This window comes from Pseudoalteromonas sp. MER144-MNA-CIBAN-0113 (assembly GCF_040308965.1).
Taxonomy (GTDB): domain Bacteria; phylum Pseudomonadota; class Gammaproteobacteria; order Enterobacterales; family Alteromonadaceae; genus Pseudoalteromonas; species Pseudoalteromonas tetraodonis.
Map to the genome: position 1 here is coordinate 41,061 of NZ_JBEOOG010000014.1, position 12,034 is coordinate 53,094.

Annotated in this window: 11 protein-coding genes and 1 pseudogene; 6 read left to right on the plus strand and 6 right to left on the minus strand. The window is 40.5% G+C overall.

The genetic code is table 11. The features are described from left to right. Positions 1–2: 2 nt before the first annotated feature. Together rimK and AAEY57_RS05625 are read left to right on the plus strand one after the other, a co-directional pair. Complete coding sequence (rimK, locus tag AAEY57_RS05620) at positions 3–908, plus strand: 30S ribosomal protein S6--L-glutamate ligase (protein WP_024600802.1); 906 nt, start codon at positions 3–5, stop codon at positions 906–908. Continuing rightward, positions 895–1,953 (plus strand): succinylglutamate desuccinylase/aspartoacylase family protein, encoded by a 1,059-nt coding sequence (locus AAEY57_RS05625; RefSeq protein ID WP_008110612.1) that lies wholly within the window; start codon positions 895–897, stop codon positions 1,951–1,953. Before rimK ends, AAEY57_RS05625 begins: the two co-directional genes overlap by 14 nt. A 97-nt stretch (positions 1,954–2,050) precedes the next feature. Here AAEY57_RS05625 and AAEY57_RS05630 read toward each other — a convergent pair whose 3' ends face one another. From AAEY57_RS05630 to recQ, 4 genes and pseudogenes are all read right to left on the minus strand, one after another. Beyond that, complete coding sequence (locus tag AAEY57_RS05630) at positions 2,051–2,626, minus strand: mechanosensitive ion channel domain-containing protein (protein WP_350606830.1); 576 nt, start codon at positions 2,624–2,626, stop codon at positions 2,051–2,053. Positions 2,627–2,690: 64 nt separating this feature from the next. After that, positions 2,691–4,399, minus strand: a pseudogene (locus AAEY57_RS05635) (POTRA domain-containing protein). Positions 4,400–4,538: 139 nt separating this feature from the next. After that, positions 4,539–4,823 carry a DUF3630 family protein gene (locus AAEY57_RS05640; protein WP_350606832.1) on the minus strand — a complete coding sequence of 95 codons (285 nt, stop codon included), beginning with the start codon at positions 4,821–4,823 and terminating at the stop codon, positions 4,539–4,541. Between the two features lie 7 nt (positions 4,824–4,830). Continuing rightward, positions 4,831–6,654, minus strand: a complete 1,824-nt coding sequence (gene recQ / locus AAEY57_RS05645; protein ID WP_350606834.1) for a DNA helicase RecQ — start codon at positions 6,652–6,654, stop codon at positions 4,831–4,833. A gap of 151 nt (positions 6,655–6,805) precedes the next feature. On the opposite strand from recQ, the gene AAEY57_RS05650 reads away from it, so the two are divergent. Both AAEY57_RS05650 and rarD read left to right on the plus strand, forming a co-directional pair. Next, complete coding sequence (locus AAEY57_RS05650; RefSeq protein WP_028835656.1) at positions 6,806–7,261, plus strand: thioesterase family protein; 456 nt, start codon at positions 6,806–6,808, stop codon at positions 7,259–7,261. Between the two features lie 51 nt (positions 7,262–7,312). Next, entirely contained in the window at positions 7,313–8,233 is a 921-nt protein-coding gene (gene rarD / locus AAEY57_RS05655) for an EamA family transporter RarD (protein WP_350606837.1), read from the plus strand. A 5-nt stretch (positions 8,234–8,238) separates the two neighbouring features. Here rarD and AAEY57_RS05660 read toward each other — a convergent pair whose 3' ends face one another. Both AAEY57_RS05660 and AAEY57_RS05665 read right to left on the minus strand, forming a co-directional pair. Continuing rightward, entirely contained in the window at positions 8,239–9,471 is a 1,233-nt protein-coding gene (locus AAEY57_RS05660) for a GGDEF domain-containing response regulator (protein WP_350606840.1), read from the minus strand. Positions 9,472–9,556: 85 nt separating this feature from the next. Further along, entirely contained in the window at positions 9,557–9,931 is a 375-nt protein-coding gene (locus AAEY57_RS05665; RefSeq protein ID WP_128583161.1) for a MaoP family protein, read from the minus strand. 89 nt (positions 9,932–10,020) lie between these two features. Between AAEY57_RS05665 and AAEY57_RS05670 the strand changes: the two genes are divergently transcribed. Beyond that, entirely contained in the window at positions 10,021–10,890 is an 870-nt protein-coding gene (locus AAEY57_RS05670) for a LysR family transcriptional regulator (protein WP_016900557.1), read from the plus strand. Positions 10,891–11,053: 163 nt separating this feature from the next. Beyond that, positions 11,054–11,986, plus strand: coding sequence for a porin (locus AAEY57_RS05675; protein ID WP_350606843.1), 933 nt, complete (start codon positions 11,054–11,056; stop codon positions 11,984–11,986). Positions 11,987–12,034 lie beyond the last annotated feature (48 nt).

Sequence of the window (12,034 nt, forward strand, 5' to 3'; positions counted from 1 at the left end):
CTATGAAAATTGGTATTTTATCTCGCAACAAAAATTTATATTCAACGCGTCGTTTAATTGAAGCGGCTGAGCAACGTGGTCATGAAGTAAAAGTGATTAACGCGCTACGTTGTTATATGAATATAAACTCAGAGCAGCCTGAAATTCATTATCGTGGTGAAAACCTAAAAGATTTTGATGCCATTGTTCCGCGTATTGGCGCATCAGTTACTTTTTATGGCTGTTCTGTATTACGCCAGTTTGAAATGATGGGTGTTTATCCGGTTAATGAATCTGTGGCTATTTCTCGTTCGCGCGATAAATTACGTTCTCTACAATTATTATCACGCAAAGGCGTAGGCATGCCAGTAACAGGCTTTGCTAGCAAGCCAGATGACGTAAAAGACTTACTCGAAATGGTAGGTGGCGCACCGGTCGTAATTAAGCTACTTGAGGGCACTCAAGGTATTGGTGTGGTACTTGCTGAAACACGTAAAGCGGCTGAAAGTGTTATTGAAGCGTTTATGGGTTTAAAAGCCAATATCATGGTACAAGAATATATTAAAGAAGCGGGTGGTGCGGATATTCGTTGCTTTGTACTCGGAGATAAAGTGATTGCTGCAATGAAACGTCAAGCACAAGAAGGTGAGTTCCGCTCAAACCTTCACCGTGGTGGTAGCGCTACACTGGTGCGTATTACGCCAGAAGAGCGTAAAACAGCGGTTGCAGCGGCAAAAGCAATGGGCTTAAACGTTGCTGGCGTTGACTTACTTCGCTCATCTCGTGGTCCTTTGGTTATGGAAGTAAATTCATCGCCAGGTCTTGAAGGGATTGAAGTGGCAACAGGTAAAGACATTGCGGGCATGGTGATTGATTTCATCGAGAAAAATGCTGCAAGTAAAGGAACGGCAACTCGTGGCAAAGGTTAAAATTAACCGACCTTTCACCCTATTAGGTGAAAGTATTGGTGTAGGTGAACGTAAAACACTCGCGCTAGAAGCTGCAAAGCTTTACACCCATTCACCGCTTAATATTCCTATTGAAGTGGTTAACGGTGTAATGGAAGGCCCTGTATTGATGGTGTGTGCGGCTATACACGGCGACGAACTAAATGGGGTTGAGGTTGTGCGCCAGTTACTGGCTAAAATCGACCCTAATCAGCTGCGTGGTACATTAATTGCGGTTCCGATTGTGAATGTATTTGGTTTTATTCATAAATCGCGTTATCTGCCCGATCGCCGTGATATGAACCGAAGTTTTCCGGGGTCTGAGCGTGGTTCATTAGCAGGTCGCATGGCGTATATGTTTTTTAACCAAGTAGCTGTGCATTGTACGCATATTATTGATTTGCATACGGGGGCGATTCACCGTACTAACTTACCGCAAATTCGCGCTAATTTAGCCGATGAAGCAACAGCGCAAATGGCTAAAGCCTTTGGTACGCCTGCGGTTATAGATGCGTCATTACGTAATGGCTCGCTGCGTAGTGAAGCCGCTAATTTAGGTATACCTGTTATTACTTATGAGGCGGGTGAAGCACTGCGCTTTGACCCTATTGCGATTGCTGCAGGCGTGCAAGGGGTTGATTATGTGATGCGACATTTAAAAATGATACGCGGTAAACGTCCTAAAAAACTGCCTGATCCTGTGATTGCAAGCTCCACTAGTTGGGTGCGTGCAGAAGTAGACGGCATAGTAAGAGCGCAAGTATCGTTAGGTGAGCGAGTAATGAAAGGCCAAGTGCTTGCTTATATTAGCAGTCCGCTTGGCGATTCAGAACTTGAACTCCTTGCTCCTCGAAGCGGTATTATTATTGGCCAGCAGACCATGCCACTGGTAAATGAAGGCGATGCCGTATTCCATATTGCTTATTTTGCGCATGCAAATAGTTTGGTAGAGCAGCAGTTAGAAACCTTTATTGATGAGATAAATGATTTAGATGATGAGCTGAAAACGGCTGAACTAAATAATTAATACCAATTTTCTCAATTAAGTGAATTGGTATGACTTTATCTGTAGATATAAAAACCGCCTTAGTTTTAAGCTAACGCGGTTTTTTAATAGATGTTGTTTAGCTACGCGGTTTAGGGCCAATAATGCGTTTAATTTTAGGCGCTTTTGTTGGTTTAGGCTCCGTATTAAGCACTAACACCGGGCGGGTAACAAATAAGTTATTAGGGTAAATCACTCTGTGGCCATCAACGTGTTCGAGTAAGACATTCATCAGCCCCATTTCAATAATACGCCCTTCAATGGCGTTGGCTCCATCCACAATTCTTACCCAATAACCTACACGGCAGTCATTTTGAATAAACATCAGTAAAAATGCGGTTAAGTTACTTAATAATGACCAAGCGGCAAACAGCGCAACGCCTAACATGGCAAATAAGGAAGAGCCTAATACTAATAAACCACGCAGCTCTATTCCCCAAAAAACCAACACTAAGCACAACATAACAAAGGCGAGTATTATTTTTAATAGTAACTCTGCACGGTATTTTCGGTGTAAATCGATTTTACCTCGAATGGCTTTTTCGAGTAATTTTTTAGTTAGCTTTAACAGCAACGGAAAGCTTAAAAGGGCAATAATGGTTACGATTAATTTATATTGTGTGCCCACAAGCTCTAAAACAGTGATTAATTCCAAAACGTATTCTCACAATAATGATAGGCGCACAGTTTAACGTTTTAGCTTTGTGCGCAGTAGTGATTTAAAAAGAATTTTTGACGCTCAGTAGCCACTGTACCGAGTCAACATCGTTGTATTTATTTAGTGGCGCGGCAATATCAAGGTGGATCATGGTACCTGCATTGGCGCAAGGCGTAAACCTAAACCCACATTTTTAAGTACAGGGGTATTTTCAACTTGATACAGGGTATTCGTGTCGTTGTTATACCATGCGCGGCCTACATCTAAAAAGGCTGCACCACCCACTTTAAACAGCTGTAGTAAGTCATATTCCCAGTAATAGCGCTTTTCTAAAGTGACTAAAAAACTCCGATCCCCATGTTGAAATTCCATAGGATAGCCACGAAGTCCAGTTTCGCCCCCTAGGGTGAGCTGTTTATCATTAGTGAGGTTTTTTGCGTATTGCAGCCTTGCTTTTACATACCAAGATTGATCAATACTGGTATTTAAATAATATTGAATTTGGCTGGTGGTGATTAAGTTTTCAAGTTGTTTTTGTTCTTTATTCCAATAACCTTGAATATCTGCATGAAAACGCCAAAGGGTATGGTTAGTGCTAAAATGGGCTTTGTTAAAATTAAACGAGTACACAGCGCGGCTATCGTCGTTACTCATTGATTCATCGGAGTAGCCCAGGGTGGCTTTGATATTCCAACCTAAATTTAAATCCTCAGTACGATAAATACTGTCAAAGTTACGTACTTTTATAAAGTTATCTTCAAACCAATGACCGCTGATGTAGGGGTAACTTAAGCTTCTGTTTTCAGCCACTGCTGTAGTGGTAGAATCAATCGCTTTGAAAGTGTGTTGCTCATCAATATAACCAAGGCTCAAGCGCTGGGTCCAGTTATGACTAAGGGCTTTAGAATGGCCAAAAAACACCTGGTTTAGGTCGGTTTTTTGTTCAAACTCACTAAACTTTTCACCTCTGATGTATAAGGTTTCTTCTCGTTGGGTTGAGTAACTCAGGGCGCCATAACTATAGGGTGTATCGATGGCATAAAACGGGTAGGTTAGTTCAACTAAATGACTTTTGCCGTCGCTGTTGTCGGCATACTCTAAACGCCCTCGGTAGCGAGTTGATAAGATATTAGGATCATCGTAAACAAATAAATAACCATTTCGGTCACTGTCTGTTTTACGTGCAAACGATAACCGTTTGCCCCAACCAAATAAGTTCGACTCGCGAAAGCCAATACTTGATTTATTTTCGCCGCCACTGCGGCTAAAGCTAAGCTCTGGTAATAAAGTCCATAAATCGCGAGTCACCACGGTTACATCAACATCGCCATCGCAGTTTTCGTTGGCAATGATTTGTGCGTCATATAAATAGTTTTGTTTACGCAGTAGCCGCTCAGATTCCGCTAGCGTTTTTTGATTAAAAGTATCACCCGCTTTAAACAATAAAATGCTTTTAATAACCTCAGGCTCAGTTTGTATATGTGCACGGTTAGCAAAGCGAAATAGTGCGTTGTTTTCAGCTTCGAGTTCGGTATTAAAAACATTAAGTTGTTTAAGATTAATTGAGGCAATTTTAGCGTTACTATTTATCGTAAGCGGTGGAGGTTGAGACTCGATTTGTCGACGCAAGTTAATTGCAGAAGTTTTCAATGAATCGTCATTTTGGCAGGTTTGGGCTAGTGGCGCTTCGTGCGCGCAAACGCTGAGCATAAACATACTCAAAATAGAAAGGCTAAAACAACTACGTGCAATCCATTTTCTATTTAGCATTGACCCTCTTTAGCGCTATTTTGCAAAATAAAACACTTACTCTTAGCTTACATCATTGTTATTAATATGTAAGTAAAAGTGCCAATTTAGTTTATTTTTTATAGCAATTATAAGGTATTAGCGATAAATAGACGTGGCCTTAGCTTAAATAAAATGTTAACGCTGCCAATAGGTTGTCGGCATCTTGTCCTTCACCATTGATCCATACACTTTGGCTGTAATGCTCAAAATTTAAATTAAATGTGTGGTTAGCATAGTTAAAACGCAGTTGATGACGATCTGCCCCAGCGGCATACTCATTAATGCTAATTTCATCGCTATGCAAAAATAACGTTCCCCACAATTCAAAGTCTTCATCGTGCGGCAGCTCTGTCGGTTTAACAATAATACATTGATGTGTGTGATCGTATTCAAGTTCGGTCATAAGGGGCTTATTGCGTTGTTAGGTAATGTCGAATTGCGGTTAAAAACTCACCGCCATACTTGTTTAATTTAGTAAAACCAACCCCCGACACTTTTAAAAATTCACTGTCGTTAGTGGGCATAAGCTGCGCCATTTCGGCTAGCGTTTTATCGTTAAATACTACATAAGGCGGCACATCATCGGCATCGGCTAATTCTTTACGCAATGCACGCAGGCGAGCGAATAGTTTTTTATCGTAATTAAACTGCGCTAATTTATCCTGATAAACGTGTTTAGCTTGTAAGCGAGGCTCGGCCAATTGCAGTGCATACTCACCTTTTAAAATAGCCCGTGCAGCTTCAGTTAAACGCAATGAAGCGCCTTGGGTTATATCTTGGCTTAATAGCCCTTGATGAATAAGTTGGCGTAAAATACTAAGCCAAAATTCACTGCTTTTATCTTTACCTATGCCATAGGTGCTGAGTTCATGGTGGTTGTTATCACGAATGCGGCTAGTATTCGCGCCGCGTAATAATTCTACAATGTAACCTAACCCAAATCGTTGCTGTGCGCGATACACACACGAAAGTGCTTGCTGTGCGACTAATGTGCCATCAAAACTTTTAGGTGGATTTAAGCAAATGTCACAGTTACCACAGGGCTCGCGTTGGTACTCACTAAAGTAGTTCAATAATATTTGACGGCGACACGTTTGTGCTTCGGCAAAGCTGGCCATGGCATTAAAGCGCTGCTCTTCTACGCGGCGGCGTTGTTCATCGTCAATATCTTCAAAAAAGCGTCTAACCCGACCTATATCGGCAGGGTCAAAATACATGATGGCCTCTGCAGCCAGCCCATCTCGTCCAGCGCGGCCTGTTTCTTGATAATAAGCTTCAATACTTTTTGGAATGTCGTAATGCAGAACAAAGCGAACGTTAGGCTTGTTAATTCCCATACCAAAGGCAACGGTGGCAACCACAATTTGAATGTCGTCACGGGCAAATCCGGTTTGCACAAATTGGCGCTGTTCGTTACTCATTCCCGCATGGTAAGCGGCAGCATTAAGGCCTGCATCGGCGAGTTTTTCAGCGATATCATCAACGCGCTTACGGCTGGTACAATAAATAATGCCACTTTGGTTTTTTTGTTCTTTTAAGTAACGCAGCAACTGCACCATAGGTTTAAATTTTTCTTCTATGGTGTAACGAATGTTAGGGCGATCAAAGCTGCCAGTATGAATATAAGGCTGCTGTAGTTTTAGTTGTTCAACAATATCAAAGCGAGTTGCTTTATCGGCGGTGGCCGTCAGTGCCATCATAGGCACGTGTGCAAAGCGCTGCTTAAGCTCATTTAATCTAAAGTAATGTGGTCTAAAATCGTGACCCCAATGAGAAACACAATGAGCTTCATCAATAGCAAACAAGCTCACATTTAAATGAGAAAGTCGTTCTAAAAAATCGTGCTGTAACACTTTTTCGGGAGCGACATAAAGTAGCTTTATCAGCCCTTGATGTAGCTGTTGATATACTAATTGTCGTTCTTCACGGGCTAAACTGTTATTGATATAAGCGGCTTTTACGCCCAATGCTTGTAATTGGGCAACTTGATCTTGCATTAAAGAGATCAGCGGCGAAATAACAATGGTGACTCCCTCTAATACCAACGCGGGTATTTGGTAACACACCGATTTACCACCACCGGTGGGTAGTAATACTAATGAATCTTGGCCATTAATGGCGGCATCAATTACTGCACTTTGACCGTCGCGAAATTCACTGTAACCAAACACTTGTTTGAGTACAGTTTCGGGTTTACGCACGAGCGTATTAGGAGAAGGAGTTAGTGTATTCATCGGCGCTATTTTAGTGGTTTTTTATCAGGATGTCTTTAGCTTTCATTACTTGGTACACACATCTGTAGTGATAAACTAAAATCTGCAGGGGGTTACAATAGCCTCAAGCTGTGCTTTACTCATCGTACCACTGAAAACATAGAGAATAATAATGAATAAAGAAATGTTGATCGATCAAGTAGGTGCGCTGTTTGTTAATAACATGCCCTTTAACCAGTTTTTAAAAATAGCAGTAGAGTCACTTAGTACTGAACAAGCTAAAATATCATTTCCTTGGCAAGACGTATTAATTGGTAATCCGGCGCAAAAGATTCTTCACGGTGGAGTGATTTCTGCGGTGCTCGACAATGTAGGCGGAATGCTTGCTGCAGCAAGTGTAATAGGAAAACTAGATGATGCCGACTTACCCAGTGTGCATAAAAAGTTAGCAACACTGGGCACCATAGATTTACGTACTGATTATTTACGCCCAGGTAAAGGGGAGGTATTTATTGCCAGCGCCACACTTATTCGCTCAGGAAATAAAGTGTGCGTGTGCCGAATGGAGTTACATAACGAGCAGTCGGTACAAATAGCGTTTGGAACGGGCACGTATTTAGTTGGCTAAAAAGTGAGAGGGGGTTAAACTTACGGCCTTTTAAATCATCAAGTGGTTACTATGTCGATTGATACCGAGCAGCGAAAGGGCGCCATTTTTGCCTGCCTCGCCTTTTTTATGTGGGGCCTAGCACCCATTTATTTTAAGATGATCCAACATGTATCAGCATTTGAAATTTTAATGCATCGTGTTATTTGGTCAGTGATGTTTCTTATTTTGGTGGTGAGTGTGCTCAACTACTGGGATAAAATTAAACGCATTTTAATCCAACCTAAATTAATTCTGATGCTAGTTGTTACCTCGACCTTATTGGGGTTTAACTGGGGGTTGTTTATATGGGCTATTAATAACAACCACATGCTAGATGCCAGCTTAGGCTACTATATCAATCCTTTGTTAAATGTATTACTTGGTATGGTGTTTTTAAACGAGCGGTTACGTAAGTTGCAAGGAGCTGCTGTTGCCTTGGCTTTTACAGGTGTTTTATTACAGTTAATTAGTTTTGGTTCATTTCCGGTTGTGGCATTTTCGTTAGCGACTTCTTTTGCGTTATATGGCCTATTACGTAAAAAACTACAGGTTGATGCCCTGCCTGGGATTTTAATTGAGGCATTAATATTATTACCGGTGGCACTGACCTATTGGTGGTTAATGGCGCCGACTGAAACGTCTAATTTACCAGCGAATGATTGGCTAACTAATGCGCTATTAGTAAGTGCAGGTATAGTGACTACACTGCCATTGCTGTGTTTTACCGGCGCAGCTAAGCGATTGCAATACACTACGCTTGGTTTTTTTCAGTACATAGGGCCTAGCTTAATGTTTATTTTAGCAGTGGTGTTTTACGATGAGGTGTTTGATGCTGAGCGTGTAATTACCTTTGCCTGTATTTGGAGTGCACTGGCTATTTTTAGTTGGGACTCATACCATCAATCGCGTAAACGCAGAAAAGCAGCCATTGTCGCCTCAGGTGTGGTTTAGTTAAACTAAACCACTTTATTACGACCCGACTCTTTGGCTTTGTAGAGCTTTAAGTCGGCTTGTTTTAATAACTCGTCAATTTGATAGGTTTCACTGTAGCTGAAGCCTATCGACAGCGTAAACTTGATTTGTGCTTGGCTAAACTCATGGCTATTAAGCTCAATAAATAATCGAAAACTTTCTAGTCGTTTTAGCGCTTCTTGTTTGGTCAGTTCAGTAAAAAATACCGCGAATTCTTCTCCGCCTAAACGGGCAACCAATTGGTTTTCAAAATATTTATTAAAGCATATCGCAAGCCCTTTAAGAACTTCATCTCCGGCATCATGGCCATAGGTATCATTAATAGCTTTAAAATGGTCAATATCAAGCATAGCTAACATGGCTGGTGCTTTTGCTTTTTTAAACTGCTTTAATGACTTATTAGCCTCTTCAAAAAAGTAACGGCGATTAGGGAGTTTAGTTAAATAGTCAGTATTGGCTTGGCGCTTTATAGTTTCGATATGCTCTAGCATATCGACGTTTTGGCTTAACCTGCAGTAAAATTCTTCACTATTAAAAGGTTTATACAAGTAGTCATTTGCCCCATTTTTTAAAAATAAGGCAGACAAATTAGACGATGTAGCGCCTGAGATACCAATAATGGCTTTTTCTTCATTACTATAAATGCGCCTAATTTCATTACACAGTTCAATACCGCCCATATTAGGCATTTCTTTATCTATGATAATCACAGAGATGTCAGGGGTATTTTCAAGCTCTTTAAGTGCCTCTAGGCCATCGGCTGCTTGTAATATTTGGTATTTATGACGCGTTAATAAATTACAAATATATTGGCGTGTAGACGCTGAGTCATCAACAACCAGTACTTTAACTTGCTTATTGCGAGGTAGGCGATAAAGCTGCTTTTCTAAATATTCGTAAGCTTGTTTATTGCCTTTGATAATGTAATCAATAATAGGGTACTTTTCGACGGTGTCGCGAGTTTGATTATCGATATTGCCAGTCATAACAATGGTAGGGATATCTGCTGCAATCGTGCAGGGAACCGCTTCCCCTTTCGGGGCATCAGGCAATATAAAATCAACGACTGCGCAAAAATAAGCATGTTTACTTATTAGCTCTTTAGTCTCAGCCAGCGACTGGGCAATATCAACTTCATAGCCAATTTTTTGCGCGATATGCTTTTGCACTCGCGCAATAGTGGGGGTGTCTTCAACAATAAGTATTCTGTGCGTCACGTGGCAGCCTGTTTAAATTTTGCAAAAGTGTTTGCTTATACAAGTTGTAACTGCTAAAACGCCAAAAAGCAACTATTGTAGTGACTTATAGATTGTCTGCCTCAGAATAATAATCTTGGCTTATTGGTGTTGGCCCTGAAATTTTTGAGCGTCCAAATAATGTATGGAATTTTGTTTTGCAGGTTGTTAACTTTAAATATTTAACCCATGCTCGTTCAATTGGGTTACTTGGCTCTATTGCGCCACTAACCGCATTTACAAATTGTTGCTGATGTTCGTTTTGTGGCTCAACTGTTTTGTTATACAGGCTTTTTAAAACAACACCATGCTGCTCTAAAATACTTGCCTCTAACAGGGTAAAGTGTCCGCTGCGGCTAAATCCGCGTGGAAAATTTTGGTCATCATAAAATTGACGTTGACTTACGAATGCTTGACGAAGTAGTGAAATATCATTGCTCATAGCTGTACCCTCATACCAATTATTAGCTGGAGTATGGGACATAATCGCTATTTTTTTAAACAAAAAATTTTTATCGTGAGGATAAAAAATTGGACATAGATTTATTAAAAACATTTGTTGAAGTGGTGCGTACTCGCCATTTTGGTAAAGCGGCAGAAAACCTATACATAACGCAGTCTGCGGTGAGTTTTAGAATTCGCCAACTAGAGCAGGGCTTAGGCGTAAATTTATTTATTCGTCAGCGTAATAATATTCAACTCACGGCCCCAGGTGAGCGTTTGTTACCGCATGCGCAAATGATTATTACTGGGATGCAAAGAGCCAAAGTGGATGTTGCACTTGCAGATAATATGCATAAGCAAATTAGCTTAGCTGGTACGCCTAATATTTGGGATGCATTTTTACAGTTTGGTATTACAAATATTGTATCGGCGATGCCTGGTGTATCGCTGGTGGCAGAAGTGAAAGCGCAACAAGAAAGCACTCGCTTATTGTTGGAGCGTACGCTTGATTTAGCTATTTTGTTTGATCCCCCTAAAGTTGATGAACTTGTGGTTGAACGTATTTGTGAACTGCCTATTATTCCGGTGAGTGGTTACGATACGGCAACCAGTGATAACTTTTTTGATAATCAATATGTGTATGTTGATTGGGGAACCACGTTTTCTCTTTGGCATGCGCGTCAGTTTACCGGTAAAACACCGCCTTATTTTAGAACCAGTACAGGGCGTATTGCGCTTGATTTAATACTGCAATGTGGCGGCAGTGCGTTTATTCCACAGGTATTAGTTAAAGATCATTTAGAAAAAGGCGAACTTTTTCATGTAAAAGGGGTAGAAAATACCTCAAGAGATGTATTTGTTGCCTATCATAGAGATAACGAACAGAAAGAGCTGATAGAAACCTTGGTTAATTTGTTAACGCAAATGACACCGAGTTTATTGAAACAAAGTAAGTAGTCGGTAGGCAGTTTATTTTACATGTTATTTTGATTTCAGATTTAATGCAGTTTTATTAATTTAAAAAGACAAAAATGTGTCCTTTGTAATATTTTTGTCATTTAGTGGTGACACACTGCTGCTGTTTTAAAAATTAGTCTTTTGTGATTATCGAGGAAATAACATGAAATTTGCAAAATCGAGCTTATGCTTAGCCCTACTTAGTGGTTTATCTTTTAATACACTTGCAGAGGTAGATATTTACGGTAAAGCAAATGTAACCGTTCAATCATCTGACGATGGTGAAGGATCGTTTACTGAAATTAAAAGTAATGCATCTCGTTTCGGACTTAAAGGGTCTGAAAAAATTTCAGACGGTTTAGAAGCGGTTTATAAGTTTGAATTTCAGGTCGATGTGTCTGATGCCGATTCTAAAGGTGATGACGACAATATTTCAGCGCGTAATCAATATGTGGGCTTTAAAGGCGGATTTGGTCAGGTTGTGATAGGCCGAAATGATACCGCGCTTAAGCAAGCGCAGGGGAAGCTAGATCTTTTCAACGATCTTGAAGAAGGTGATATAAAAAATACCTTTAAAGGTGAAAATCGTTTAGGTAACTCAGTATCTTATGCTTCAAACTCATATGAAGGTTTTAAAGTATTAGCGTCATTTATTGCAGAAGACGACGTAGATGCCAAAAATGGCTACTCAGTGGCGTTAACTTACGGTGATGCAGGCCTTAAAAAGAGCGCAGTATATGCTGCCATTGCTGCTGATAGCGAAGTCAATGGTTACGATGTAGTGCGTGCAACAGTTCAAGGTAAAATTGAAGATTTTAGACTTGGCGCAATGTACCAAACACAAGAAAAAGTAGATGGCAGCGCTGAGGCTGACGGTTACTTAGTGAATGCAGCTTACCTTATGGGTAGCAACACTTTCAAAGTGCAATACCAAACAATGGATTTTGATGACAGCGATGATAAAAGCGCGATATCGGTAGGTGTTGACCATAAACTAAACAAAAACCTTAAAGTATTTGGTTTTTACTCAAGCTTTGATATGGACAGCAATGTTGACCAAGATTACCTAGGTTTAGGTATGGAATATAAGTTTTAACTAAACCTTAGTTAAAACACTCCCTTTTAACCGCACTCAGTTGAGTGC

Bases quoted from the DNA above. Each gene is read 5' to 3' on its own strand.
- recQ (WP_350606834.1), bottom strand. From the start codon at position 6,654: ATGAATACACTAACTCCTTCTCCTAATACGCTCGTGCGTAAACCCGAA.
- rarD (WP_350606837.1), top strand. From the start codon at position 7,313: ATGTCGATTGATACCGAGCAGCGAAAGGGCGCCATTTTTGCCTGCCTC.
- AAEY57_RS05640 (WP_350606832.1), bottom strand. From the start codon at position 4,823: ATGACCGAACTTGAATACGATCACACACATCAATGTATTATTGTTAAA.
- AAEY57_RS05650 (WP_028835656.1), top strand. From the start codon at position 6,806: ATGAATAAAGAAATGTTGATCGATCAAGTAGGTGCGCTGTTTGTTAAT.
- AAEY57_RS05665 (WP_128583161.1), bottom strand. From the start codon at position 9,931: ATGAGCAATGATATTTCACTACTTCGTCAAGCATTCGTAAGTCAACGT.
- rimK (WP_024600802.1), top strand. From the start codon at position 3: ATGAAAATTGGTATTTTATCTCGCAACAAAAATTTATATTCAACGCGT.
- AAEY57_RS05675 (WP_350606843.1), top strand. From the start codon at position 11,054: ATGAAATTTGCAAAATCGAGCTTATGCTTAGCCCTACTTAGTGGTTTA.